22 protein-coding genes are annotated in these 26779 nt (G+C 68.5%); 9 read left to right on the forward strand and 13 right to left on the reverse strand.

Annotated features, from left to right (window positions below; genetic code table 11):
- Positions 1-26: 26 nt before the first annotated feature.
- Complete coding sequence (locus BN984_RS08990; RefSeq protein WP_049968062.1) at positions 27-2120, forward strand: receiver/sensor box histidine kinase; 2094 nt, start codon at positions 27-29, stop codon at positions 2118-2120.
- 6 nt (positions 2121-2126) lie between these two features.
- On the opposite strand, the gene BN984_RS08995 is transcribed toward BN984_RS08990, so the two are convergent.
- Positions 2127-2387 (reverse strand): glutaredoxin family protein, encoded by a 261-nt coding sequence (locus tag BN984_RS08995; protein ID WP_049968063.1) that lies wholly within the window; start codon positions 2385-2387, stop codon positions 2127-2129.
- A gap of 472 nt (positions 2388-2859) precedes the next feature.
- Between BN984_RS08995 and BN984_RS09000 the strand changes: the two genes are divergently transcribed.
- A complete protein-coding gene (locus BN984_RS09000) occupies positions 2860-3357 on the forward strand; it encodes a DUF7344 domain-containing protein (RefSeq protein ID WP_008091805.1) in 498 nt (165 codons plus the stop codon).
- 147 nt (positions 3358-3504) lie between these two features.
- Complete coding sequence (locus tag BN984_RS19725) at positions 3505-3666, forward strand: hypothetical protein (protein ID WP_008091806.1); 162 nt, start codon at positions 3505-3507, stop codon at positions 3664-3666.
- A 42-nt stretch (positions 3667-3708) separates the two neighbouring features.
- Here BN984_RS19725 and BN984_RS09005 read toward each other — a convergent pair whose 3' ends face one another.
- The 5 genes from BN984_RS09005 to mutS all read right to left on the reverse strand — a co-directional run bounded on the left by BN984_RS09005 (position 3709) and on the right by mutS (position 10855).
- Complete coding sequence (locus BN984_RS09005) at positions 3709-4353, reverse strand: DUF6663 family protein (RefSeq protein ID WP_049968064.1); 645 nt, start codon at positions 4351-4353, stop codon at positions 3709-3711.
- Positions 4354-4414: 61 nt separating this feature from the next.
- Positions 4415-5371 carry a bifunctional 2-dehydro-3-deoxygluconokinase/2-dehydro-3-deoxygalactonokinase gene (gene kdgK1, locus BN984_RS09010; protein WP_008091808.1) on the reverse strand — a complete coding sequence of 319 codons (957 nt, stop codon included), beginning with the start codon at positions 5369-5371 and terminating at the stop codon, positions 4415-4417.
- A gap of 89 nt (positions 5372-5460) precedes the next feature.
- The gene (locus BN984_RS09015) at positions 5461-5763 is read right to left on the reverse strand and encodes a hypothetical protein (RefSeq protein WP_049913353.1); all 303 of its coding nucleotides are present in this window, start codon (positions 5761-5763) and stop codon (positions 5461-5463) included.
- A 110-nt stretch (positions 5764-5873) separates the two neighbouring features.
- On the reverse strand, positions 5874-8120 hold the full coding sequence (gene mutL, locus BN984_RS09020; RefSeq protein ID WP_049968065.1) for a DNA mismatch repair endonuclease MutL: 2247 nt from the start codon (positions 8118-8120) through the stop codon (positions 5874-5876).
- Entirely contained in the window at positions 8117-10855 is a 2739-nt protein-coding gene (gene mutS / locus BN984_RS09025; RefSeq protein WP_049968066.1) for a DNA mismatch repair protein MutS, read from the reverse strand. Before mutS ends, mutL begins: the two co-directional genes overlap by 4 nt.
- 284 nt (positions 10856-11139) lie before the next feature.
- On the opposite strand from mutS, the gene BN984_RS09030 reads away from it, so the two are divergent.
- The 3 genes from BN984_RS09030 to BN984_RS09040 all read left to right on the forward strand — a co-directional run bounded on the left by BN984_RS09030 (position 11140) and on the right by BN984_RS09040 (position 16720).
- Positions 11140-12318 carry an ABC transporter substrate-binding protein gene (locus BN984_RS09030; protein WP_255563888.1) on the forward strand — a complete coding sequence of 393 codons (1179 nt, stop codon included), beginning with the start codon at positions 11140-11142 and terminating at the stop codon, positions 12316-12318.
- Positions 12315-14756, forward strand: coding sequence for a methyl-accepting chemotaxis protein (locus BN984_RS09035; protein ID WP_049968068.1), 2442 nt, complete (start codon positions 12315-12317; stop codon positions 14754-14756). The genes BN984_RS09030 and BN984_RS09035 overlap by 4 nt, the downstream gene beginning before the upstream one ends.
- 305 nt (positions 14757-15061) lie before the next feature.
- Positions 15062-16720 (forward strand): methyl-accepting chemotaxis protein, encoded by a 1659-nt coding sequence (locus BN984_RS09040; protein WP_049968069.1) that lies wholly within the window; start codon positions 15062-15064, stop codon positions 16718-16720.
- Positions 16721-16767: 47 nt separating this feature from the next.
- On the opposite strand, the gene ubaA is transcribed toward BN984_RS09040, so the two are convergent.
- Positions 16768-17580 (reverse strand): SAMP-activating enzyme E1, encoded by an 813-nt coding sequence (gene ubaA, locus BN984_RS09045; protein WP_049968070.1) that lies wholly within the window; start codon positions 17578-17580, stop codon positions 16768-16770.
- Positions 17581-17715: 135 nt separating this feature from the next.
- Here ubaA and BN984_RS09050 point away from each other — a divergent pair, with 135 nt between their 5' ends.
- On the forward strand, positions 17716-18063 hold the full coding sequence (locus BN984_RS09050) for a rhodanese-like domain-containing protein (RefSeq protein ID WP_049968071.1): 348 nt from the start codon (positions 17716-17718) through the stop codon (positions 18061-18063).
- Positions 18064-18118: 55 nt separating this feature from the next.
- On the opposite strand, the gene BN984_RS09055 is transcribed toward BN984_RS09050, so the two are convergent.
- On the reverse strand, positions 18119-18352 hold the full coding sequence (locus BN984_RS09055; RefSeq protein ID WP_004973256.1) for a hypothetical protein: 234 nt from the start codon (positions 18350-18352) through the stop codon (positions 18119-18121).
- A gap of 119 nt (positions 18353-18471) precedes the next feature.
- Positions 18472-19062, reverse strand: a complete 591-nt coding sequence (locus tag BN984_RS09060; RefSeq protein ID WP_004973253.1) for a 50S ribosomal protein L15e — start codon at positions 19060-19062, stop codon at positions 18472-18474.
- A 301-nt stretch (positions 19063-19363) separates the two neighbouring features.
- Here BN984_RS09060 and BN984_RS09065 point away from each other — a divergent pair, with 301 nt between their 5' ends.
- The gene (locus BN984_RS09065; protein ID WP_244877456.1) at positions 19364-19909 is read left to right on the forward strand and encodes an ester cyclase; all 546 of its coding nucleotides are present in this window, start codon (positions 19364-19366) and stop codon (positions 19907-19909) included.
- 78 nt (positions 19910-19987) lie between these two features.
- On the opposite strand, the gene BN984_RS09070 is transcribed toward BN984_RS09065, so the two are convergent.
- The 3 genes from BN984_RS09070 to BN984_RS09080 are packed head-to-tail and all read right to left on the reverse strand — an operon-like array spanning position 19988 to position 23294.
- Entirely contained in the window at positions 19988-21064 is a 1077-nt protein-coding gene (locus BN984_RS09070; RefSeq protein WP_008091825.1) for a sugar ABC transporter permease, read from the reverse strand.
- A complete protein-coding gene (locus tag BN984_RS09075) occupies positions 21061-21996 on the reverse strand; it encodes a carbohydrate ABC transporter permease (RefSeq protein WP_004044370.1) in 936 nt (311 codons plus the stop codon). Before BN984_RS09075 ends, BN984_RS09070 begins: the two co-directional genes overlap by 4 nt.
- Positions 21997-22001: 5 nt before the next feature.
- Positions 22002-23294, reverse strand: coding sequence for a substrate-binding domain-containing protein (locus BN984_RS09080; RefSeq protein ID WP_081909187.1), 1293 nt, complete (start codon positions 23292-23294; stop codon positions 22002-22004).
- A gap of 229 nt (positions 23295-23523) precedes the next feature.
- Here BN984_RS09080 and BN984_RS09085 point away from each other — a divergent pair, with 229 nt between their 5' ends.
- Positions 23524-24663 carry an ABC transporter ATP-binding protein gene (locus BN984_RS09085; RefSeq protein WP_008091835.1) on the forward strand — a complete coding sequence of 380 codons (1140 nt, stop codon included), beginning with the start codon at positions 23524-23526 and terminating at the stop codon, positions 24661-24663.
- Between the two features lie 63 nt (positions 24664-24726).
- Here the strand turns inward: BN984_RS09085 and BN984_RS09090 are convergent, their stop codons facing one another.
- On the reverse strand, positions 24727-26733 hold the full coding sequence (locus BN984_RS09090; protein ID WP_008091837.1) for a glycoside hydrolase family 15 protein: 2007 nt from the start codon (positions 26731-26733) through the stop codon (positions 24727-24729).
- Positions 26734-26779 lie beyond the last annotated feature (46 nt).

Raw genomic sequence — 26779 nt, forward strand, 5'->3', positions numbered from 1 at the left:
ATTGAACTCACGGCTCTCGAACGAGTATGTCCACCCCCGACGACAGCACCGGGAACGGCGGTGACGACCCCATCTCCGTCCTCTACGTCGGCCGGGACCCGGAGTTCGTCGCCCTCGTCGCGACGGCGCTCGAACGCGAGTCCGACCGGCTCGATGTCCGGGGCGAGACCGCCGTCATCGACGGTATCTCCGTCGTCGAGGACGACGGCGTCGACTGCGTCGTCTCGGAGTACCACCTCCGGGACGGCGACGGCCTCGACCTCCTCACCGCCGTTCGCGCCCGCTCGTCCGACCTGCCGTTCATCCTCTACACCGCCCACGGCGACGAGGCGGTGGCGAGCCGCGCGATTTCGCTCGGCGTTAGCGACTACGTCCGGCGGACCGCCGGCGACGAGGACTTCCACCTCCTCGCGAGCCGCGTGTTCAACGCGGTGTCGCAGTACCGCGTCCAGGAGCGACTCACCGAGTCCGACGCGCACCTCGCGACCGTCTACGGCCGCGTCACCGACGGCATCTTCGCGTTAGACGACGACTGGACCGTCAGCTACTGGAACGACGCGATGGCCGAGCGAACCGGCGTTCCGGCCGCGGAGGCCCTCAACCGAGACTTCCGCGAGCTCTTCCCCGAGGTCGGCTCCGAGATTCACGGGGCGCTCGAAGCCGCGATGGCGTCGGGAGCCACGACGCGACTCGACACCCGAATCGACGCCTTCGACGTTCGCGTCTCGGCGCGAATCTACCCCGACGACAGCGGGGTGAGCGTCTTCATCCGCGAGGTCGCCTCCGATGCCGCAGCCGCGGCGGACAGAGCCGGCACCGACGATGCGAGCCTCGACGCCGGGGAAGTCGCGGACCAGTGCGACTCCGGAGCCGGACCGAGCGCGAGGACGCGTCTCCCGGGGAGAGACGCCGCCGAGCGCGAGCGGCTCGAACGGGCGCTTCGCGACCTTCAGTCAGTCGCCCGCGAACTCCTCCGCGTCGAGACGAGCGAGGCGGTCGCGGCCGTCGCCGTCGACGCCGTCCGCGACGTGGTCGGCTGGCCCATCTCGGGCGTGTGGTTCCACGACCCCGACGACGACGCGCTCGTCCCGGTCGCGCAGTCCGACGCCGCCCGGCAGGTGTTCGGCGAGTCGCCCACTCTCCACCGGGACGGCGAGGAGACGCTCATCTGGGAGGCGTTCGACGCCAACGAGGTGCGGGTGTACGAGCGAACCGTCGGCGGGTCGGAGGTGCAGCACCCCGACTCGTCCATCGAGTCGGAGGTCCACGTCCCGCTCGGCGAGTACGGCGTCCTCCTCACCGGCGACACCCGTCAGGGGGCGTTCACCGACGTCGACGTCGAACTCCTCCAACTGCTCGCGTCCACCGTCTCGTCGGCCGTCGAACGGGCGAAGCGCGAACAGACGCTCCGCGACCGCGAGGCCGAACTCGCGGCGGCGAACGAGCGCCTCGACGAGTTCGTCTCCGTGGTCGCACACGACCTCCGAAACCCGCTTTCGGTCGCCAAGGGCTACCTCGAAATCGCGGCCGACACCGGCGACCCGGAGCACTTCGAAAAGATAGAGACGGCGCTCGAACGGATGAACGCCCTCATCAGCGACCTGCTTACGCTCGCCCGACAGGGCTCGCCGGTCACGGAGTTCGAGGCAGTCGACCTCCGGTCGAAGGTCACCCACGCGTGGAGCTTCGTCGCCACCGAGGACGCCCGTCTCGAACCGCTCGACCTCGGCGTGGTCCGCGCCGACACGGGCAGGCTCCTCCAACTGTTCGAGAACCTGTTTCGCAATGCTGTAGAACATGGTTCTACAGGCAACCGGAGTTCGTCCGGTGATGCCGTCGAGCACGGCGGCGCGGCCGCGACCGTGACCGTCGGCCGACTCGACGACGATGCGGGCTTCTACGTCGAAGACGACGGCGACGGCATCCCCGAGTCGCTCCGCGAGCGGGTGTTCGAACACGGGTACACGACCGACCGAACCGGGACGGGGTTCGGGTTGGCTATCGTCGAAAACATCGCCGAGGCCCACGGCTGGTCGGTCACGCTCACCGACGGCACCGACGGCGGCGCGCGCTTCGAGTTCCGCGGCGTCGAGTGGGTGCACCCCGGCGACGCCGAGTGACGGCGCTCACTCCCGCGCCGCGGTCAGTTTCTCCCTGAGCCGGCCGGCGTCGACGCGGAACTTGAACGCCGGTCGGCCGTCCACGTAGACGTACGGCACTCGCTCCCCGTACTTCTCGCTGAGTTCGTCGTCGGTATCGACGTTCACGAGGTCGATATCGACCGGAACGTCCGTCTCGTCTGCGACCTCGCGGACGGTCGCTTCGGCCTCGTCGCAGAGGTCACACTCCGTGCGCGTGTAGATGACGACGGGAACGGGGTCGCTCATCGCCCGATGTCGTCGCCGCGGCCTGTTGAGTCTTCTCGTCGGGCTCGTTCTGTGTGGCATGCATCTGTTCCGAGCAATCGCCCTCGACGACTCGTGAACTCGCCGAGGAGGCTCCGAACCGTCGTTCTGACAGGCCTCGCTTCGCCGGACGCCTCTTCGCTGGCGAACGAGCCGAGCGGTTCCTGACGACCCGCAGGCGCGGGGCCGTTGGCGGCGACCGCATCGTAATCCCCGGTGATGCGTGCGAGAAATTCGTGTCTCCGACCCACGACTCCTCGATTCGCGTCGGGCGCAGAACATGTCACTGATGTACCTTTTGGCCGATTGGCAGTCGAAATAGAGCCGCAATTCGGGCGTTAGAGGGAGATAACGGCCTTGCTTTCTGTCAATACTCGTTATTCCGGACGGCGATTCCGGAGGCGAACTGTTAATATAGAAGAAGCGACCAGTCACAAATCGATCGAATCCTCGTATGGCGACAACATCCGAACCCGGACTCTCCGAGACGCGAATTCACGAGGTACTGAGTAACGACCGCCGTCGGATGGCCATCGAGTTCCTCCAAGACGGTGACCTGACCCTCCGCGAACTCTCGGAGCGCATCGCGGAAGCGGAGACCGGGGAGTCGCCGCCGCCGCGGAACATCCGCCAGAGCGCCTACGTCTCGCTGCAACAGACTCACATCCCCAAACTCGCCGAACTGGACATCGTGAACTACGACGACGAGTCGAAGGTCGTCTCGCTGGCCGAGGCGGGCGACGTGACGGTTTACATGGAGGTCGTCCCCGAGGGCGAACTCTCGTGGAGCGAGTACTACGCCGCGCTCGCCGCGCTCGGCATCGTCCTCATGATCGCCGTTGCTGTCGGCGTCCCGGTCATCTCGGGCGTCGGCGCGCCCGGTCTCGGCTCGCTCGTCTTCGCCGTTCTCGGCGGCTCCGCGGTCTACCAGCGCTGGACCCAAGAGAACTAACGCTTCGTCGCCCCGCTCTTCTGTCGAGTCAGTCAGTTCAGTCGAACTCGCCGCCGGCCGCACGCCGCCCGCTCGCCGCCCGGACACGACGGCGTCGGCGACGACTGACGACGGTGGCATTTAGTCCGTTCCGCCACGACTCGGCGTATGCGCGACCCGTCCGACCCGAACGGACCGCCGACGGTCTGCGACGAGTGCGGCGCGAGACACTCGTTTCGGCGGCGGTTCGTCACCGGCGGCGGCTGGCGAACCGTCTACCGATGTTCGGAGTGTGGTTCCCGCGCGCCGAGCGACGCCGACCCCGAGTGACCGAGTGCGACTCGGGAGCGGCCGGCGACGACCCGCGGCGCGTCAGCAGTAGGTGTCGCGCATCGTCCGCGCGAACAGTCCGTCTCGGTCGAGCGCGATGGCGACGAGGACGAACTCCTCGTCGAGGGGGCGCAAGACGAACACCTCGCGGGGCGCGTCGGGCACGTCGGTCTCGTCGTCGAGGCGGTCCAAAAGCGGGTCTACGGGGACGACCCCGTCGCCGAACTCGTCGAACAGGTCACGCGCGCCGGGCTGTTTCGCGAAGACGTAGAGCACGGCGTTCGGGTCGCCGTCGGTGCCGTAGGTGACGCGCGAGCCGATGGCCTCGCCGTCGCCGGTCGCGTGCCACGTCTCGCGGGCGGCCTCGAACAGCCCCGTCGCGGCACCGACGAACCGAAAGCGGGTCCGGTCGCGGACCGACACGTCTGCAAAGTGCGGGTCGCCGTCGTCCCACGTCAGCGTCGCCTCGATTTCGTTTCCGGGTTCGAGCGCCGAGACGCGCTCTGCGAGGTCGCCGTCGTAGCCGGTCTGTGGCACGTAGGTCGGTGAGTAGGCGTCGTCGGCGTCGGTCTCGACGGCCGGGTCGGCCCAGTCGACGCGCTCCTCGGGGAGTTCGAGCAAGAGGAGTTCGTCTCCGTCGCGCGGACTGCGATAGACCCGGAACCGGCCGGTCGTCGTGACCTCCATGTCGGCGGCTACTGGACGGACGGAAATACGCCTGCCGGTCGCCGCCGGTCGCCGGGCGACCCTACCGCGAGATGCCGTCGCCCTCGTCGGCGACGACGCGCTCGACGTCTTCGGGGTTGACGACCGCGATGTCGCCGTCGACGGTCCGCTTGAGCGACGCCGTCGCCGACGCCCACCGCAGCGACTCGGCCACGCTCCCGCCGTCGAGGTGCTTGGCGAGATAGCCGCCGACGAAGGCGTCGCCGGTCCCGATGGCGTCGCGGGTCTCAGCCTCGTAGACGCCCTGTTCGGACACCGCTCCGCCGGAGACGGCGAGCGACCCCTTCTCGCCGCGAGTGACGACGACGGTCTCGATACCGTAGTCCTCGGCGAGCCCGCGGGCGACGGACTCGGCGTCGCCGTCGCGCCCGAGGACGGTCGCCGCGTCGCGCTCGGCGGCGAACAGCAGGTCGACGGAGCCGAGCAGGTCTCGGTAGCCCTCGGCCGCCTCCTCGGGCGACCAGAGCTTCGTCCGGTAGTTCAGGTCGAAGGCGGTCGTCGTCCCGGCGTCCTGCGCCGCATCGAGCACGTCGGCCGTGGTCTCGCGGAGCGTCTCGGAGAGCGCGGGGGTGATGCCGCTCGTGTAGCACACCTCGGCGTCGCGGACGGCGTCGAGGTCGGTTTCGCCCGTCTCCAGCGTCGTCACGGCCGCGTCGGCGCGGTCGTAGACGACGTTCGTCGGGCGCGGCGACGCCCCGTGTTCGAGGTAGTAGACGCCCTGTCGGGCGTCGTCGGTCCAGACGACGCCGTCGGTGTCGACGCCGTGGCTCCGGAGTTCGCCGACGATTCGCCGGCCGAGCGGCGAGTCCGGGAGCTTCGAGAACCACGCTGCGTCCCCTCCGAGTCGGGTGGCGGCGACGGCGACGTTCGACTCCGCGCCGCCCGCCTGCACTTCGAGTTCGCGGGTGGTCTCGAGTCGCTCGCCACGCGGCGGCGACAGCCGGAGCATCGTCTCGCCGAAGGTCACGAGTGCTGTCATGGAAGGCCGTTCGCGGGCGCGATATAAACCTCCGGCGTTGCCGTCGAATGACACGCCTGCGGTCGATTCGTTCGCCCCCGCGTGCCGGCTCACGCGGCGGTCAATCGCCGGACGAGGTAGATGAACGCGATGGGGATGCTCAGAAACGGAATCGCCACGAGGTAGTACACGGGGGAGGGAACCCAGTCGCTCTCGCGGGCGAGGTCCAGCCGGTCGACGTGGAGCGCCAGCGGGCCGACGACCACGGCGGCCGCCGTCCCGTAGAGCCGAATCGCCTGCCCGGCCGCGTCGGCCCACGGCGGCACGCTCGGTCCGGTCGCCGCCGTGAAGAGATACGAGACGACGAGCGCCAGCGGCCCGAAGCAGATGCCCAGAAAGACCAGCGGATTCATCGCCTCCACCGTCTCGGTGCCCCGACTTGAATCCTCGCCGATGCTATCGGTTCCGAGAATCGGAGGCCGGGTCGCGGATAGCGGCGGGCAACGCGACCGACCCGCGCCGGCTACTCCTCGCGTCGCCGCCCGCCGTGGCCGGGGTAGTCGCGCTCGAAGCGCGAGGCGATTTCGTCGCGGTCGAACTCGATGATGACCGGGCGACCGTGCGGGCAGGCGTAGGGGTTCTCGCAGTCGTCGAGCGCGGCCAGCAGGTCGAGCACGGAGCCCTCCCGGAGCGACGTGTTGCCCGTAATCGAGGGGTAACACGCGAGGTCCGACAGCAGTTCGTCGGCGACGGCGTCGACGGTCTTCCGGCCGCCGTCGGCCTCCTCGCGGACGAACGCCGTCAGCGCGTCGCGGAGCAGTCCGGGGTCGAGCGCGGCGTCGAACACCGCCGGCACGGTGCGGACCGAGACGGTCCGCTCGCCGGTCCGCCCGGCGTGGAACCCCACCTGCGCCAGCGCCTCGCGGTACTCCTCGAACAGCGCCGCCTCGCGCGCCGTGAGTTCGAGTTCGACCGGTTCGGCCAGCGCCTGCGTCGGCGTGTCGCCTTCGACCTCGCCCTTCAGGCGCTCGTAGTTCACGCGCTCGTCGGCGGCGTGCTGGTCGACGAGCACCAACCCCTCGTCGGTCTCGGCGACGATGTAGGTGTCCGCGAGTTGGCCGATGATTCGCATCGACGGGAGCGAGACGAACTCGGGTGAGAGGTCCGCCTCCTCCCCGGAGAGGTCGCGCTGGGTCGTCGGCGCGGCGATTCGCGAGGGGCGACGTGGCGGGGTTTCGCTGTCCGACTCGGACTCCGATTCGGGGTCGTCGGACGGCCTCGTTGCCTGTGTCGCCTCCGGTTCAGTCTCGTCGGTCGAAAGCGACGACTGCTCGGTCGTCTCCGGTCCCGGCGCGAGGTCGTATTCGCGGGGCGGCGTCGGCGGCGCGGACGCCGGCGTCGAGGGCGAAGTCGAACCGGACGAACTCCCCGAATCCTCGGCCGTCTCGGCGGACGCATCAGCGTCGCCGTCAGCCGGATTCTCGGCGTCGACGCCCGACCCTCGTTCAGTTGCAGTCGTGGTGTCTGGTCCGGCGTCGTCGGCCGCGACCGCGTCCGGGTCCGGATTCGACCGCGCGTCCGACTCGCGGGCCTCCCGCGCCGACTGCACGTCCCGCGCGGACGGGGGGTCCGCGTCGTCGTCGTCTGTTTCGCCGCCCGTCTCCGATTCCCGGGCGTCGTGGGGGTCCATCGACGCCGCGTCGTCGTCCGTCGAACCGGGTTGGATGGCCGCCTCGTCGGCTTTCGACCGGCCTCGCGGGGCCGACGACCGGACGAGGCCGTGATTCAGCAGGGCGTCTTCGACCGCATCGGTCACGTCGCGCTTGACGCCGGCCTCGTCGTCCCAGCGGACCTCCATCTTCCGCGGGTGGACGTTCACGTCCACGGCGTCGGGCGCGACCTCGACGAACAGCACCGCGAAGGGGTAGCGGTCGGCGTCGAGTTGGCCGCCGTAGGCGTCGAGGACGGCCTCGCGGAGCACGCGGTCGGTGACGTAGCGGTCGTTGACGAACGTCGAGAGGTAGTCGCGGGTGCTTCGGGTCGTCTCGGGGTGGCTCACGAGCCCCGAGACGGAGACGCCGGGGGCGTCGCGGTCGACCGGAACCATCGACTCCGCGACCTCGCGGCCGTACACCGAGAGCACGGTCGACTGGAGGTCGCCGCGGCCCTCGGTGGCGAACACCTCGCGGTCGTCGTGTTCGAGCGAGACGGCCACGTCGGGGTTGGCGAGGGCGTAGTGGGTGACGACCGCGTTGACGTGGTCGAACTCGGTCGCCGTCGTCTTGAGGAACTTCCGGCGCGCGGGCGTGTTGTAAAACAGGTCGTCGACCTCGACGACCGTCCCCTCGGGACAGCCGGCCGGCCGAATCGACTCGACCTCGCCGCCCTCGTACTTCAGCTCCGTGCCCACGTCGCCGCCGCGGGGCTTCGACCGGATGGTCAGCCGCGACACCGCGCCGATGGTGTGGAGCGCCTCGCCGCGGAAGCCGAGGGTGCCGACGCCGGCTTCGAGGTCCTCGATATCGCCGATTTTGCTCGTCGTGTGCTCGCGGACGGCGAGTTCGAGGTCCTCCTCGCTCATGCCGACGCCGTCGTCGCGGATGCGGACGCCCTCCACGCCGCCGGCGTCGACGGCCACGGAGATGCGCGTCGCGTCCGCGTCGAGGCTGTTTTCGAACAACTCCTTGACGACCGAGGCGGGCCGTTCGACCACCTCGCCGGCAGCGATGCGCTGGATGGTCTTCTCGTCGAGCTGTTTGATGTCGCTCATTCGCCGTCACCGCCGTCCAGCTTCGACTGCCACGCCTGCACCTTCGCCATCAGGTCCAGCGGCGACGTGTCGTTCACGTCGGTCGCCCGGAGTTCGTCGAGGACGGCTTCGGTTTCCGGGTCCGGCGCGGCCCCGGACTCGGTCTCTGTCTCGGCGTCGGCCGCCTCGGCGCTCGCCCCGGCGAGCGCCCCGGCCGACCCGTTGCCCGTTGCGCCGTTCGCGGGCGCACCGGAGCCCGCCGAATCGTCGGCGGAGTCGCCGCCCTCCGCGACTTTCATCTGTCCGCTTCCCACGTCGAAGACGGCCTGTACGGGTTCCGAGGTTCCGGACCCCCTCGCCTCGATGGCCTTCTCCTCGCGGAGCCGGTCGAGCACGTCGGCGGCGCGGTCGACGACCGGGCGCGGAACCCCCGCCAAATCGGCGACGTGAATCCCGTAGCTCCGGTCGGTCGGGCCGTCGACGACGGTCCTGAGGAAGGTCACGTCGCCGTCGCGCTCGTCGGCCGCGACGTGGACGTTGGCGACGCGGTCGAGGTGGTCCGCGAGGGTCGTCAGCTCGTGGTAGTGCGTGGCGAAGAGCGTCTTGGCCCGTATCTCATTATGCAGGTACTCGGTGGCCGCCCACGCGATGGAGATGCCGTCGTAGGTGGCGGTTCCGCGGCCCACCTCGTCGAGGATGACGAGCGAGTCCTCGGTGGCCGAGTGGAGGATGTTCGAGAGTTCCTGCATCTCGACCATGAACGTCGAGCGACCCTGCGCGAGTTCGTCCAGCGCGCCGACGCGGGTGTAGATGCCGTCGACGACGCCGACGGTCGCCGAGCGCGCGGGCACGAAGCTCCCCACCTGCGCGAGGAGCGTGATGAGCGCCGCCTGCCGCATGTACGTCGATTTGCCCGACATGTTCGGCCCGGTGACGATGAGGAAGCCGCGCTCGTCGTCCATGCGGAGGTCGTTCGGGACGAAGTCGGTCGTCGTCTCCACGACCGGATGGCGACCGGCCTCGATGTCGAGCGCCCCGGCGTCCGTGAGTTCGGGTCGGGTCCACCCGTTGCCGGCGGCGTGGGTCGCAAGCGACGCCAGCGCGTCCACCTCGGCGATGGTTCGCCCCACGTCCTGCAGGAGTTCGGCGCGCCGGGCCACGCGCTCGCGGAGTTCTTCGAACAGTTCGTACTCGAGGTCGCCGCGGGCCTCTTCGAGCCGGAGAATCTCGCGTTCTTTCTCCTCTAACTCCTCGGTGACGAAGCGCTTCGAGTTCTTGAGCGTCTTTATCTGCCGGTAGTGGTCGGGGACCTGGTCGGCGACCGACTTGCCGACCTGGATGTAGTAGCCGTCGGTCTTGTTGCGGTCGACGGTGACGTGCGAGAGGCCGTGGTCCCGCTTTTCGCGGTCGGCGAGCGTGTCGAGCCACGACTTCGCCGACTCGTGGCGCTCGATGAGGTCGTCGAGTTCGTCGTCGTAGCCCTGCTGGAACAGCCCGCCCTGCGTGACCGTCTTCGGCGGGTCCTCGGCGAGCGCGTCGGCGAGGTCGGCTCGGAGGTCGGCCGCGGCGTCCCGGTCCGGCCGCGAGACGACTTCCGCGAGCGGGGAGTCCGCGAGTTCGGTCCCCTCGATGGCGTCGGCGAGCGCGGGAAGCACAGAGAGGGTGTCCCGAACCGAGAGCAAGTCGGACGCGCCGGCGCTCCCGGACGCCGACCGGGAGGCGAGTCGTTCGAGGTCGTACGCCCCGTCGAGTACCTCGCGAACGCGCTCGCGGGCGAGGGCGGCCGAGGCGAGCGACTGCACGGCGTCGAGTCGGCGGGCGAGTTCGTCGCGGTCGCGCCGCGGGCGGGTCAGCCACTCGCGGAGGAGGCGGCCGCCGGGAGAGGTGACGGTGTGGTCTATCGTGTCGAACAGCGACCCCGAGCGGTCGCCGTGCATCGTCTCGGTGAGTTCGAGGTTGCGCTGGGTGGTCGCGTCGAGTTCGAGCAGGTCCGAAGGGTGGTAGACCTGCAGGCGCGTCATCGACCGGAGGACGCCCGCGCCCGTCTCCTCGACGTAGGCGAGGACGCCGCCGGCGGCGCGGGTCGCGAGGTCGGAGTCGAGACCGACGCTGTCGACCGTGGACGCGCCGAACTGCTCGCGGACGGCGTGGCGGGCGCGACCCGGCGCGAACGCCTCGGTGGAGAAAAGCGAGAAGGAGGCGTCCGTGGCCTCGCGCAGGCGAGAGAGCGTCTCGTCGTCGCCGCGCAGTTCCGGGCCGGGGAGGACTTCGACGGGGGCGAAGCGGTAGAGTTCGGCCGCGGCGTCGTCGACGGTCGCGGCCTCGGTGACGAGGAACTGGCCGGTGGTGATGTCGGCGAACGCGAGGCCGACGCCGTCGCCGTCGGTCACGACGGCCGCGAGGAACTGCGCGTCGGCGCGGGAGGTTTCGAGAAGCGTCCCCGGCGTGACAACGCGCTTGATTTCTCGGCGAAGGTCGCCGGACTCGGTCTCGTACTGGTCGGCGACGGCGACCCGGTAGCCGCGCTCGACGAGCGCCTTGAGGTAGGGCGTCAGGTCGTTCAGCGGCACGCCCGCCATCGGGTACGACGACCCGTGCGAGGACTTCTGGGAGACCTTGAGGTCGAGTTCGCGGCCGACCGTCTCGGCGTCGTCGGCGAAGAACTCGTAGAAGTCGCCGCACTGCATGGCGAGCAGGTCGGCGTCGGTCTCCTCTTTCAGCGAGAGGAACTGTCCGACGATTCCCTGAGTAGTCATGTCCGCACGTGGGTGGGCCGGCGGATAAAACGCTACGATGCCCCAGTCGTGAGGGAGTGCGAGCGTCCCGAAACTGACCCCTCGTCGCGACGACTCGCTCGGCTGTTGCGTGGTAGCACATCCATATTTCGTGTTCGATGTTGGACAGCCGTCCCAAAAATACAGCGTATGATAATCGGCGGCCCAAAATTATATACGGGAGTTGTCTCGGAAAATCTGTGACAGCAAGGTACGACAGACGGACGTTTCTCCGCACCGCCGCCGGCGCGGTGGGGCTCGGCTCGCTGTCCGGGTGCGTGGGGACGTTCGGAACGGAGTCCGGGGAGCCCGTTCGATTCGGGGCGATGTTGCCCGTCAGCGGGTCGCTGGAGCAGGTGGGAACGCACGGCAAGCGCGCCGCCGAGCAGGCGGTCGAAGACATCAACCGCGCGGGCGGCGTGCTCGGGCGGCCGGTCGAACTGACCACCGTGGACACGGAGGGGTCCGCGTCGGTCGCAACCGACGGCTACGCCTCGCTGGCCGACGCGGGCGTCGTCGGCTTCGTCGGCGGCCTCGTCAGCGACGTGTCGCTCGCGCTCGCCCCCGAGGCGGCCGACGACGCCGTCATGGAGATGAGCCCGGCGAGCACGAACCCGCGGCTCTCGGAGGCCGGGCGCGCCGACGGTCGGAAGTTCTTCGGCCGCACCGTCCCGAGCGACAGCCTGCAGGCGACCGCGATGGCGAAGATTCTCGACGCGCCGCAGTACGCCGACGCCGACCGGGTCGCCGTACTCACCGTCGACGGGGCCTTCGGCTCCGACCTCGGCACCGCACTCGGCGACCAACTCGACGCGGAGGTCGTCACCGAGGTCAGCTACGACCCGACCGCGGACGACTTCGGCGGCGTCGTCGACGAGGTGTTCGCCGACTCGCCCGACGCGGTCGGCTTCGTCAGCGTCCCCGGACAGGAGGGGGGCGTCCTCGACGCCTACGGCGCGTCCGACTACGAGGCCCCGTGGGTCTTCTCGGCGGGCCTGTTCGACGGCGAGATTCCGCCCTATTACGAGGGCTTCTACAGCGCCTCGCTGTCGTCGGTTCGGACTGACGGCTACTTTCACCTCTCCCAGCGGCTCTCCGACATCGCGCCGCTGCAACCCTACGCGGCGAACGCCTACGACGCCCTGTTCCTCATGGCGACCGCGGCGGAGTACGCGGGCGAGGCGTCGGGTCCGGCCATCGCAGACGCCCTGCAGACCGTCTCGGGCGGAACCGGACACACCGTCTCGGTCGGCGAGTTCGACCGGGTTCGAACGCTCGTCGACGCCGGCCGCGAACTGAACTATCAGGGCGCGTCGAGCGGGGTCGACCTCACCGAGGCGCTCGAACCGCTGAGTTCGTACCTCGTCGAGCGGGTCCACAACGGCTCGGTCGAGCAGGTCGAACTCCTCCAGCGCCAGTTCTTCGAGTCCGGAGGTTCGCAATGAACCCGTTTTCGCGGCTGACGAGCCTCCTCGAACGGGCGCTTCCGAACGTGATTCGCCGGCGCTACGCGGCGAAGTTCGGGGTCGTGCTCCTCCTCATCGCGCTCGTCATGGGCGGCGCGGGCGCGTACATCCACTTCGACACCAAGTCGGTCGTCGAGTCGCAGACCGAGTCGCAGATTCGCGGCGCGGCGGCGACGGAGGCCAAGTCGGTCTCCGACTGGGTGACCTCGAAGGAGTCCACCGTCTCGTTCCTCGCCGAGTCGCTCGCGGACCAACCGGCTGGTACTCCGCCCGCCGACCACCAGCGGTGGCTCGAAGGGAAGCTCATCCAACTCTCCGGCGACGTCCGTTCGCTCCACTACGTCGACGCCGACACCGGCGCGGTCGTCGCGAGCACGACCGACAGCGCGACCGGGCAGTCGCTCGACTCGCTGTCCGCGCCGTGGGCCGACGACGCCGCGTCGCTGTCGTCGGGCCAGTCCGTGACCGTCACCGAGCCGTACGAGTCCGGCGGCGAGCCGGTCGTCGCGTTCGCCGCGCCCGTCTCCGGGGCCAACGGCGCAATCGTCCTGACGGCGTCGCTCCAAGCGGGCTCCCACCAGTTCGAATCGCCCTACGCGACCGGTGACACCAAGGTCGTCTCCGAGTCGGGAACCATCCTCTTCGACAACCGGAAGGCGTCTATCCTCGACCAGTACGCGGCCGCCGACGGCTCGTCCATCGAGGCCATCGACGCGGCGCTGTCCGGGCAGACCGGCTACGAGGTCGTCTCCGCCCGCACGGGCATGGAGTCCGGCGAGTACGCGATGGCGTACGCGCCCATCACCGGAACCGACTGGGTGCTCACCTACCACGTGCCGGCCGACCGGGCGTTCGCGCTCCAGTCGCAGGTGACGACGAACGTGATGCTCCTCGTCGCGTTCGGCGTCGGCGCGCTGTTCCTCGTCGGCGCGACCATGGGCCGCGGCACCGCGCGGTCCCTCTCGGTCGTCGCTCGCAACGCCGACGACATCGCCAACGGCGAGGTCGACGGCGACCTCCCGAACACCGTCCGAATCGACGAGATGGGGCGGCTGTACGACTCCTTCGAGTCGATGCAGTCGTACCTCACGACCGTCGCCGGGCAGGCCGAGGCGCTCGCCGACAAGCGCTTCGACGACCCCGTCCTTGACGAGGACATCCCGGGGTCGTTCGGCGAGTCGATGGGCCAGACGCACACGGAACTCGAAGCCCTCATCACCGAACTCGAAGCGAAGGCCGCCGAGTTCAGCGAGACGATGGCGGACGCCGCCGACGGCGACCTCACGCGCCGGATGTCGGAGGACGCCGACAACGACGCGATGAACGAGATGGCGCGGTCGTTCAACGACATGGCCGACGAGCTCGAAGCGACCGTCGCGGAGGTCGTCGCGTTCGCCGAGACCGTCGCCGCGGCCAGCCAGGAGGTCACCGCGAGCTCCCAGGAGATAGAGCGCGCGAGCCGACAGGTCAGCGAGTCCACGCAGGTCATGGCCGAGGGCGCGCACGAACAGCGCGAGAACCTCCGGCAGACGACGAGCGAGACGAGCAACCTCTCTGCGACCATCGAGGAGGTCGCCTCCTCGGCGAGCGAGCTCGAACGGACCGCCCAGCACACCCTCGAAGCGAGCGAGGACGGCCACGAGGCGGCCGCCAACGCCATCGACACCATCGAGACCGTCGAGACGCAGACCCGCCGGACGGTCGACCGCATCGAGGACCTCGAAGGCGACATGGCCGAAATCGGCGACATCGTCGAACTCATCACCGACATCGCGGAGCAGACGAACATCCTCGCGCTCAACGCGAACATCGAGGCCGCCCGCGCCGGCGAGGCCGGCGAGGGCTTCTCGGTCGTTGCAAACGAGGTCAAGGAACTCGCCGGCGAGACCAAGGCCTCGGCCGAGGAAATCGAGGCGACCATCGAGGAGGTCCAAGCGAAGTCCGCGGCGTCCGTCTCCGAGATGCGCGAGACGCGCGACGCCGTCGACTCCGGCGTCGACGCGGTCCAGACCGCCCGCGACTCGCTCGACACTATCGTCGAGAACGTCCGCGAGACGACCGACGGCGTCGACGAAATCAGCCGGACCACGGACGAGCAGGCCGCCTCGACCGAGGAGGTCGCGTCGATGATGGACCGCGTCTCCGATATCAGCGACGAGACCGCCGAGCGCGCCGAGTCGGTCGCGGCCGCGGCCGAAGAACAGACCGCCTCGCTCAGCGAGGTCTCCGACGGCGCGGACCGTCTCGCTACCCAGTCCGAGCAGCTGATGTCGCTCGTCTCCGAGTTCACCGTCGACTACGACGCTGCGGACCGCGACGGCGCGTTCGCCGACTCCGACGCCGCGTCGACCGCCGAACTCGACGCCCCGGCGACCGACGGCGGCCTCGACGGCGACCGCCCCGGCGACCTCGACTGACGACGTGACCGCCACGACCGCCCCGCTGGAGCGCGGTTTCGCGGCGGTCTGAACCGCTAGTCCCCGTTCGGTCCTCTCCAGTCCCCCATTCGGTCCTCTCCAGTCCCCCACTCGGCCCTTCCCGATTCCCCGTTCGGCCCTCTTTGGTTCCCCCGTTCGGCTCTCCCACGCACCGACCGCTTTCTTCGACCGTTCCGTTTTCCACACCCGGGTCCACCAGGAGATACCGCTTTTGTACCAGTCAAATCTCAGATATGATAATTCAGAGCGTAGCGTTATACCGGCAATCCGCGTGAGGTGGACGTATGGACCTGCTTTCGCGACTCGCGGCGCTGGTCCCGGGGGTCGGGGCTCGGACGCGGACCGACGGTGGCGCACAGGCGGACGAACGAGGGACGGTCGCGCTGGCGGCGGAGCGACTGGACACGGGTGCTCTGCTCGACGGCGTAGGGATGCCGGTGTTCGTCCTCGACGCCGACGGCCACGTCATCGCGTGGAACGACCCGATTACGAAGCTCACGGGCGTCCCCGCCGCGGAGGCGCTCGGGTCGGAACACGTGAGCGAACTGTTCTACCCGGACGGCCGGCGGGCGAAGACGCTCGCCGACAAGGTGCTCGACGACCCGCGGACCGCCGACGAGGTCCACGGGCTCGACGTGGTCGACGAGGGTAGCCGGCTCTACCGCGACACCAGTACCATGACCGACCGACACGGCGCGGACCGCCACATCGCTTTCACCGCCCAACCGCTGTTCGAGGGCGACGAACTGGTCGGCGTCGTCGAGGCGGTCCACGACCGGACCGACGCCGTGGAGAAACAGCGGGCGTCCGAGGCGCTCGTCGACGAGGTCTCGACCACCATCGGGAGCCTCACGGCAGGCGACCTCTCGGCCCGCGCGTCCTTCGCGGACGACCGTGGCGTCCTCAACGACGAGACGCTGGCGGTCGTCTCGGACCTCAACGAGATGGCGACCCGGTTCGACCGCCTCGCCAGCGAGGTCGACGCCACAACGGCCGACCTCGGCGGCGCGATTCAGCGGGCCGCGACCGCCGCGACCGACATCGAGTCGCAGGTCACGGAGCAGGCGGACCTCCTCTCGACGGGCGCAGAGGAGATGCAGGACCTCTCGGCCAGCATGGAGGAGATAGCGGCCACCTCCGACGAGGTCGCGTCGGCGGCGAACCAGGCCCGCGCGGCCGCCGAAAACGGGCAGGAGGCCGGCCAGAGCATCCGGAGCGCGACCGACCAGGTCATCGACATCTCCGACGAACTGCTCGACAGCGTGACCGAACTCCAACAGCGCATGGTCGTCATCGAGGAGGTCGTCGAGGTCATCGCGGAGGTCGCAGACCGGACGAACCTGCTCGCGCTCAACGCGAACATCGAGGCCGCCCGCGCGGGCGAAGCGGGCGAGGGCTTCTCGGTCGTCGCCGACGAGGTCAAACAGCTCGCGAACCAGACCCACGAGCACACGGAGGAAATCGCCGACAGCATCGCCGAGATTCAAGAGCAGGCCGACGAGACGGTGCTGGCCTCCGAGCAGTCCCACGAGCAGATTCAGGTCGCCTCCGGCGAAATCGAGGACGTGCTCGCCTCGCTCTCCGAAATCGCGGACGCCGCGGACTCCGCTGCCAACGGCGTCACCGAGGTCGCCCGCGCGACCGACTCGCAGGCGACGAACATCGAGGAGGTCACGACCACGATTCAGGTGGCCCAAGAGCACGCGACCGCCGCCGAGGCGTCGACGACCGACATCACCGACGCGACGGCCGACCAGACGGTCGCGCTCGACGCGCTCGCCGACCGGGTGGACGCCCTCGTCGGCGGCGACGCGGCGGCGGTCGAGGAACTGGACGCGATGGACTTCGACGAGGTGGTCGACGGCGCGGACGCCGACTCGGTCCGCGCGGCGACCGACGGCGGCTCTGCGGACGAGTTCGGCGGGTTCCAGTTCGACCGGTAGCGCGACCGACTCGGGGCGTTCGACGACGCCGCGTTGGAGTTCTCTTCTCAGTCGAGACTGATTGCGCAGCTCTCGACGTAATCGATGTCCTCGATGGAGTCGACGCCGCCCTCGCCGCAGACGGGGCAGTCCGGGTTCTTCCGGTACGGGACCGTCTCGAACGTCATATCCATGGCGTCGTAAAACAGGAGCCGGCCGTCGAGCACCTCGCCCTCGTCGAGGAGGATTTTCATCGCTTCCGTCGCCTGAATACAGCCGACCGTGCCGGGGAGAACACCGAGGACGCCGGTCGTCGCGCAGTCGGGGACGGTCCCCGGTTCGGGCGCTTCGGCGAACAGACATCGGTAACACGGCCCCTCGGGGACGAGCGTCGTCGCCTGCCCCTCGAACTTGTATATCGCGCCGTGGACCAGCGGGATTCCCTCGAAGCGACAGACGTCGTTGAGGAGGTAGCGCGTCGGGAAGTTGTCCGAGGCGTCGACCACCACGTCCGCGCTCGCGACGACCTCGTGGACGTTCGACTTATCGACCCGCGTCTCGACCGGTTCGACCGACACGTCGGGGTTGAGCCCGCGGACGAACGCGGCGGCGCTCTCGGCTTTGGCCACCCCTACGTCGTCGTCGCGGTGGATGACCTGTCGCTGGAGGTTGCTCCGCTCGACCACGTCGTCGTCGACGACGACGAGTTCGCCGACGCCGACCGCCGCGAGGTACTCGATGGCCGGCGCGCCCAATCCGCCCGCGCCGACGACGACGACCCGCGCCGAGAGCAGTCGCTCTTGGCCCTCCGGGCCGACCTCGTCCATGATGATGTGCCGCGAGTAGCGGTCCAACTGGGTGGCGTCGAGTGAGAGCGTCATATCCCGAGGTTGGCGTCGACCCCGAATAAAGCCGCGGCACGGGCGCGCCCCGTTCCTCGACGCTCAGACCGCCGTCTCCGACGACGGCATCGCCGGAAGCGACGCGCCTTTGACGCTCCGCCCGTCACGTCGGGTATGGTCGCCGAGACGACGCCCGACGAACTACGCGAGAGACTGGCCGACGACGAAGACATCGCCGTCGTCGACATCCGAGACCCCTCGTCGTACGCGTCCGGACACATCCCCGATTCGGAGAACCTCCCGGCGGCGACGCTCGAGCCCGAGGTGTTCGACCGCGAGTGGCCCGCCGAGGTCGTCGTCTCGTGTTACGTCGGCAAGAGTTCGAAGCAGGTCGCCTCGGTGCTGGACGACAACGTCGACGCCGACGTGTCCAGCCTCCGCGGCGGCTTCGACGCGTGGGACGGCGCGGTCGAAGACGGGTCCGAGGGCGAGGCGGACCTCGGACCCACGTCGCCGTTCTGAGTCGCCGACGGATTTTCACGACGGCTCATCTCGACTCGCAGAGCGACGCCCGAATCTACGCCCCGGGAACCGTGACGGGCGACCCCCGCCGCCGGTTCCGGTTTCGGAGGTAGAAGACGAAGACGGCGAGACCGCCGAGCACCGGCAGGAGGACGAACGCGACGAAGAACCCGACGGCCCACATGTCCGCCGTGTCCATCGCGCGGCGCTTCGCGTCCCGGTATATCCACGCCGCCCCGAGGACCGCGGCGGCGAGGAGCAGCGGCCCGCTGATTTCGATACTGACCATGCAGTCGCGTCAGTAGTTCTGACCGACCGAAATAAGCGTACGGGCCGTCGATTCCGACGGAGACGAAGCCGCTGCTCGGCGGTGGATAAAGAGAGAAGATTGGCGCGGTGCGCGGGGCGTTACTTGCCGCGGCCGTTGCCGGCGCGGATGGACGGACGGATGTGCTCCGTGCCCTTGCCGCGGTTCTGGAGACCGCGGTTCTTCTTGCCCGCGTTGGTGAGACCGCGGAAGGCGCGGCCGTCGTGGGTGTTGTCGCAGATCCAGTTGAGGTCGTCGTCGTTCTGGATGGCCGGGTGCTCGGGGTCGACGAGGATGACTTCCTGCCACTTCTGGGAGCCGTCCTGTCCGACGCCGTAGGAGTTCAGCACGCGCAGGTTGGGGTGCTTGCGAGAGGCGCGCTCCTCCGCGATGCGCGGGATGGACTTGCGGCGGCCGATGCGGTTGACGCCCTGGCGCTTCGTGCGGCGGCCGGCCTTGTGGCGCTGTTTGCGCGCGCCGCCCTTGCGGACGGAGACGCGGACCACGACGATGCCCTGCTTGGCCTTGTAGCCGAGCTCACGGGCCTTGTCGAGGCGGGTAGGGCGCTCGATGCGCTCGATAGCGCCCTGCTCGCGCCACTCCTGTTTTCGCTGCCACTGGAGTTCGGCCAGCTTGCCTTCCTTCGGGGTCTTCCACGCTTCCTTGATGTGGGAATAGAAGCTTCGTGCCATTGTATATCACCGCGGGCGCTTGCGATTCAGTCCGTCGGGGTACTCCCCTGAGACCACATTTCGTCCCGTTCGTGACGGGTGCCCTCTGGCGTGCCCGCATTGCCAGCGAGTTGGCGGAACTACCAACAGGGGAGGGTTAAGGACTTCGGATTGGGAACTGGCATGCGGTAGTGACACACGCGGTTCTCGTGGCTGTTGAAGGGGAATCAGCTGTTGCCCTTCCATACCGTCGAGGCGTCGTGGCGACCCTCACAGGAACACATATGCTACCACACATCAATATTCGCGGTGGAGAGGGGTCATGACCGACGCAGATACGCGGGGGAAGGAGACGATAGACGCGGGACCGATGCTCCCCGGCGGGAGTGCCACCGAGTTCGCGGACGCATACGTCGAACTGTGGAACACCCGGAACTACGCCGCAATTCCGCGGCTGGTCTCGGAGTCGTTCGTGATGTACGACCCGGCCGCCCCGGCGGAGGGAATTCCCGGACCGAAGCGCGAGGTCCACGGGCGCGACGGTCTCCGACAGTTCGTCGAGGGAGTGACGACCGGCTATCCAGATTTCGAGATTACGGTCCTCGAACTGCTCGCCGGCGACGGCGTCGTGATGTACGAAGCCCGGTTGACGGGAACGCACGACGGCCCCCTCGACGGTCTCCCGCCGACCGGCCGGACGATTGACATTCGGGTCGTCTCGGTGCTCCGTCTCGACGGGGACTACATCGGCGAACACCGCGCGTACTTCGACATGCGAGAAGTGGCGGAACAACTCGGACTGACGTTCCCCACGGTGATTCGACAGGTACCGAGGCTCGTCGCCGGAAAGCTCCGCGGCGGGCTGTGAGACCGGTCGCTCTCACGGCGCGTTGGTACCAGCCGAATCGACGACCGGTGAAAAAAGAATCCGAGCGAGTCGCCGCGTTTAGCCTTCCATCCCACCGAACGACAGGCCACCTTCGATGTAGCGCTGTGCGAACAGGTAGATGAGCATAATCGGCGCGGCGAACGTCAGCGCGAACGCCGAGAACCGGGCCCACGGGATGGAGTACCGGCCGACGAGCGAGTACAGTCCGACGGGCAGGGTGTAGTTATCCGTCGAAAGCAGCGTCTGGGCGACGACGAACTCGGTCCATCCGGTGAGGAAGGTGAAGATGAACACCGTCGCCAGCCCCGCCTTCGACAGGGGGAGGATGATTTCGGTGACGATTTTCCACGACGGCGCGCCGTCCATCATCGCGGCCTCCTCGTAGGAGACGGGAATCCCGTCCATGTACGTCTTCAGCAGCCACGTGTTGAACGGGACCGCGGTGGCGGCGTAGTACGCCGACAGCGCGAGCTTGCTGTCGTTGAACCCGAACTGGACGAACAGGGCGTACAGCGCGATGAGGAGCGCGACGCCAAGCCCGCCGCCGATTTGGGTGAACAGCACGTAGCCGTACAGCACCTTCGAGCGCCCGATGAACTGCCGGCGCGACAGCGCGTACGCGCTGGGGACGATGAGACACATCGCCAGTATCACCGTCGGAATCGCCACGGTGAGGCTGTTCGCGAAGAACCGTTTGAACTCGGAGGTCTCGGTGACCCCGTACTGCGACACGTCGAGGAACGTCAGTTCGGGCGTCTGCAGGAACACCTCGTAGCCGCCGAGGCCGAGGCTGATGCGGTAGCTCGGGACGATGAGGTCGCCGATGACCCACAGGAACGGCTCGATGGTCGGGTCGGCCGGCCACAGGCGAATCCCGCTCGACGAGTACAGCGACGCGCCGGTGCCCGAGAAGGCCCCGACGGCGACCCAGTACAGCGGGAACAACAGGAGCGCGACGACGACCGCGGCACCGAGGGTGATGCCGGCGGTCTTCAGCACCGTCGCGGGGCTGACGCGCCCCTCGCGGATGCCTTCGAGGGTGTACTTGGCGTCCTTGACCGACTCGACGGGAGCCATCGCGGCGGTCCGCGCGTCGTCGGCGAGCTCGGCCGCGATGTCGGAGATGACGCTCATGCGTCGTCCACCCCGTCGGCGAGCTGTCCCTTCTTGACGTTCAGCATCATGAAGACGCCGATGACGGCCACGGCGACGAGCATGATCGCCGCGCCCTCACCGTACTTCTGGAAGCGGAACGCCTCGCGGTAGCCGTAGACGATGAGCAGTTCGTTCGTCCGCGACGGCCCGCCCTGATTGAACACGTACGGGATGAGGAACTGCTGGAACGACGCCGCGGCCGTGAGAATCGAGGCGAACAGCACGGGGCGCTTGATAGAGGGAAGCGTCACGTGCAGGAAGCGGGCGAAGAAGCCCGCGCCGTCTATCATCGCCGCCTCGTGGAGCTCCTCGGAAACGTCCTGCAGGGCGCTCACGGTGATGATGACCATGAACGGGTACGCCAGCCACGCCTCGGTGACGTTGTAGGCGAGGAAAGCCATCCAGCGCTCGGAGAGCCAGGCGATGGAGTCGAGGCCGGCCATCCGGAGGAACTGGTTGGCGAGGCCGAACTCGGCCGAACTGAAGATGCCGCGCCAGATGGTGATGGTGAAGATGCCCGGCAGGCCGAGGGGGATGATGATGAGCGCGCGCATGAACCGCTTGCCGCGGACGCGCTCGCCGGTCACCACGAGCCCGATGCCGAGGCCGACGAGCACCTTGAGCGCGACCGACGTGGCGACGAACAGCCACGTCACGCCCATCGAATTCCAGAACTGACCGTCCGAGAGGACCGTCACGTAGTTGGCGAGGCCGACCCACTGCTCTTTGCCCTGGAACAGCGTGGCCGGCTCCGCGTTGGTGAACGAGAGATACACCAGGTACAGGACGGGAAAGAGCATGAACGCGAGGAAGACGAACAGCCCCGGCAGTACCAACAGCAAGGGCAGGTCGTCCTTGCTCACGACCGGGCTGTCCGCGACGCGCTCGACGGCGCTGTCGACGACGCTCATCGTCCTTACTCCCAGTTAGACCGGATGTTTTCTTCGGCCTTCGTGAACGCGGGTTCGAGTTCCGCGTCGCCGTTTTTCACGCTGTTGAAGGCGTCTTCGAGCGGCCCCCACACGTCGCCCATGTTCGGGTGCGTCGGGATGGGCGTGCCGAGCGAGACGGACTCCGAGAAGCCCTGGACGGCCTCGGGGAGGTCGCTGCTCGTGGCGAGTTCCTTGTGGACCGGGATGTAGCCGAACTCCTCGGCGTTCGCCGAGAGCACGTCGGTGTTCGTCGTGTACCACTCGGCGAACGCGCGGGACGCCGCCGCCGTCGCCTCGTCGCCCTCCAGCGTCGAGGTGAAATAGAGCTGCTTGACCGTCGTGTACGGCTTGGGCTCGGCGTCGCCCTCGGGCGAGGGGAGCCGGGCGATGCCGGCGTCGATGTCGTTGGAGCGAACGTCGCCGAGGAACCACGGCCCGTTGATGGCGAAGGGCGCGTTGCCCTCGAGGAAGACGGCCGCCTGCGGGTCGTAGCCCGTGTCCTTCGGCTGGTACGGGACGAAGTTGTCGAGGATGAACTGGAACCCGTCGAGGGTCGCCTCGTTCGACAGGCCGAGTTCGACGTTCGACTCGTCGAAGTAGTAGCCGCCGAAGGCGTGCGCCCACGCGCTCATGAAGTAGGCGTTCAGCGGGTAGCTGAGGCCGTACATCCCGTTTTCGGGGTCGTGGTACTCCTCCATGATGGCTTTCATGTCGGCGATGGTCTCGGGCGCTTCGTCCACCATCTCCTTGTTGTAGATGAGGCCGACGGTCTCGGCCGCGTAGGGGAGCGCGACGGTCGCGCCGTCGAACTGGACCGCCTCCTGTGCGGGGCGGGTGTAGACCGAGAGGTCAACGTCCAGCTGGTCGCTCTGGTCCGAGAGGAAGCCGTTCTGGTAGTACTCGCCGGTCCAGTCGTGGGCCCAGTCGAACATGCCCGCGCCCTGCCCGGCGGGGATGGCGGAGGTCGTCTTCTTCCGGAGGTCGGCGATTTCGGCGGGGTTGGCCGTGTGAGCCGTCTCCGAGGTGAACGTCTCGGCGTTGGCTTCGAGCGCCTTCTTCTCGGCTTCCGCGCGCTGGTGCCAGAGCGTGAACGTCCCGCTCGGGCCCGCGGACTCGGTCTCCGCTCCCGCGGTGGTCTCTTCGCCACCGTCGTCGCCCTCCGCACCGCTCTGTTCGGGCGTCTGCGTCGAATCGGTCTCCGACACGCCCACGCACCCTGCGAGTGCGCCGACGGCCGTCGTGCCTGCCAGTTGCTTCAGGATTGTGCGGCGGTTCATTGGCATAACGAATCTATGATGAACTATGTGTTCATATATTTAATAGTTCGGAATGACGGCCGCATTCGCGGAGAAAATTGCCACTCCAGTGGTCGGGTGCGATTCACCATATCGGGTAGAGAGGACCTCTGAATGCCAAAAACAAGTGATAAAATATAATACGAACTATTGCATCACAAATTCAGAAAATAGGAAAACGATTATGGACGATGGGGCTAGACAGAGAGTAATGGCACGTCTCACGCTCGAAGCGCTTCGCAAGGAGTACGACCGGGGTCGCGTCGTCGCCGTCGAGGACCTCTCGCTCGACGTCGAGGACGGCGAGTTCATCACCGTCGTCGGCCCGTCAGGCTGCGGGAAGTCGACGACGCTCCGCATGGTCGCGGGGCTGGAATCGCCCTCCGGCGGCACGATTCGAATCGGCGGCGAGGACGTCACGGACCAGCACGCCCGCAAGCGCGACGTGGCGATGGTGTTCCAGAACTACGCGCTGTACCCGCACAAGACCGTCATGCAGAACATGGCGTTCGGCCTGCGGATGAGCACCGACCTCTCGAAGGACGAGCGCCGCGAGCGCGTCCGCGAGACGGCGGCGATGATGGGCATCGAGAACCTCCTCGACGACAAGCCCGACGAGCTGTCCGGCGGGCAGAAACAGCGGGTCGCGCTCGGCCGCGCCATCGTCCGCGAACCCGACGTGTTCCTCTTCGACGAGCCGCTTTCGAACCTCGACGCGAAGCTCCGCACCACGATGCGGACCGAGATTCAGCGCCTCCAGAACGAGCTCGGCATCACCTCGCTGTACGTCACGCACGACCAGGAGGAGGCGATGACGATGGGCGACAAAATCGTCATCCTCAACGACGGAAAGCTCCAGCAGGTCGGCCGCCCGAAGGACGTGTACGAGAACCCCGCCAACGAGTTCGTCGGCGGCTTCGTCGGTTCGCCCTCGATGAACTTTCTCGACGTGTCGGTCGAACGCGAGGGCGACCGCCTCGTCCTCGTCGGCGACGGTCCCTTCTCCTACCGCCTGTCCGAGTCGTTCTCGGCGACGCTCCGCGAGGCCACCGACGCGGCCGACCTCCGCGTCGGCGTCCGCCCGGAGGACGTGGTGACGGCCTCGTCCGGCGAGAACGTCGTCGACTCGACCGTCGGCGTCGTCGAGCCCATCGGCTCGGACAACTACCTCCACCTTGACATCGGCCCCGACTTCATCGCCCGCGTCGACTCGGACATCGAACCCGAGACGGGCGAGACGGTCGGCGTCACCTTCGACGAGTCGGACCTCCACGTCTTCCACCCGCGGACCGGCGAGTCGCTCCTCTACCGCGAGTCTAAGCGGCGCGCGGCCCCGACGCAGCAGGCGTGAAGAAGTAGTTCGCTGTTTTCTCGCGGCGGTCCCGCGCTGTTCGACAGCCGCGTCGCCGCCGACTTACTCCCCGTCGAAGGCGTCGTCGGCGCGGAGCGTCGCCAGCGTCGCCAGCCGGAGCGCGTGCGGCCAGCCGAGCGGCGTCGCGCTGTCGGGCGTGCCGTCGTCGAAGAACTGCTCCGCGAGGTAGCCCTCGTCGGTGCACAGCGGGCCGTCGGGGAGGACGAGGGCGAGAAGCGCCCGGCCCTCGTCGGCGAACTCCTCAGCCCGGTCGTCGCCGTGTTCGGCCAGCAGGGCGGCGAGTTCGACGCCGGCGTTCGCGCCCCACGCGGTCGAGACGGTCCAAATCTTCTCGGAGGACTGCTCGCGCATCCGCCAGTCGTCGCCCTCGAAGCGGACGAGTCCCTTCACGTCGCTGTCGTCGGGGTCGTGCCAGAGCCCGTCGAAGACGGACTCGACGTGGCGGACGAGCCGGTCCAGCCGGTCGTCGTCGACAGTTTCGAGTCGGTCGTAGGTCCGGTGGGCCGACGCGAGCGCGAGCGCGGCGGAGTCGTAGCGGTCGTCGAGTTCGCCGTCGGCGACGCGGAGGGCGTAACAGCCGCGGCCCTCGCTCCAGAGGTGGTCGATGCCCTCGTACACCTCCCGGGCGCGCGCTGCGGCGCGGTCGGTCAGCGCCGAGTCGAGGTCAGACAGCGCGAGTTCGGCGTAGGCTTCGAGAAACGTCGCCGCGGTGTGGCTGAACCGGCCGGTCATGTTCTCCCACGCGTTCTGGCAGTCGACCGGGAGGCCGTCGTCGCCGAGGGTGTCGTCGAGGCTGTCGAGGGCGCTCGCGAGCGTCTCTTCGATGTCGGCGCGGAGGTCGTCGTCGGCACAGCGGTCGTGGTAGGCCGCGAGGAAGGCGATGACGCTCCCGGTCTGGTCGGCCTGATAGTCCGCGTCGTCGCCGGATTCGAGGCGCGCGTTCGCCCAGCCGGGCGCGAGCGAGCCGTCGAAGGGCCAGACGCGGTGGGGCCACGAGCCGTCCTCGCGCTGGGTGCGGCAGTAGGCGCGGGCGCTCCGCTCGTGCCACGCGCCGAGGCCGAGGTCGAGCCGCTCGTCGGACTCGAAGAGGAACGTCGAGATTTCGGCGTCGTCGCGGAACCACGTGTAGCCGTAGCCGCCCGAGTAGGCGTAGTAGGGGTCGAAGTCGGGGCCGGCGATACGGAGACCGAGCGCGCCCGAAAGCAGCGAGAGCACGCGAATGTCGTCGTGCATCGCCGCCGATTCGGGGTGGTCGGGGACCGCGCCTTCGACCTGTCCTGCGGTGCGCTCGCGGAGGTCGTCGAGGTCGCGGGCGACGAGGTCGCGGACGCGGTCCAGCGCGTTCTCGCGGTCCGTCTCGGTGTCGTCGGTGAGCAGGTGGCCGACGGCGGCCGCGCCCGCCTCGAACGGGACCGTCCCGACGACCGCGCCGCTCAGTTGGCCCTCCTCGTAGCAGTCGTCGGTGCGGGGTCGCGGCAGTTCGACCTCGCCCTCCGAGAGCAGTTCGTCGAAGCCCTCGGGCACGCGCCCCTCGACGTGTTCGAACCCCGGCGACGACGCGAGGAAGTCGTGTTCCTCGGCGTGGTAGGCCTCGACGGCGTCGCCGTGGGTCAGTTGCCCGACGAGCGTGTCGCGACCGTCCGGCTGGAAGTGGACGAAGGCGACGAGCTCCACGTCGGCGTCGGTCTCGAACCGGCTGACGTGGCCGTCGCCGACCCCCAGGTCGTACTGCGTCACGCCGCCGTGGGGCGTCTCGTGTTCGGTGACGACGAGCGCGCCGTCGCCCGCGTACGACTGGCTCGCGCCCTCGTCGAACCAGTGGACGCCGGTCTCGTCGCCGACGGGGCGGACGCCGAACCGGGAGCGCTCGACGCCCCAGAGCCCGGACAGCGGGTAGCCGAAGTCGCGGAGCGAGCCGTCGGTCTCGACGTGGACTAATCGGCTTTCGAGACCCGAAAACAGGCCGCTCGTCGTCCGTCGCTCGCCCGGGAACCGAGTCGGGTGGTCTGCGTGCCGCTTGTAGTCGGCCAGCGCGTCGCGTAGTTGCATTGCTGAGTCGTGGGACCCCCGCAGATAATAATCTTGGTGTAATGTT

The sequence above is a fragment of the Haloferax prahovense genome (assembly GCF_000723845.1).
GTDB classification, from domain to species: Archaea; Halobacteriota; Halobacteria; order Halobacteriales; family Haloferacaceae; genus Haloferax; species Haloferax prahovense.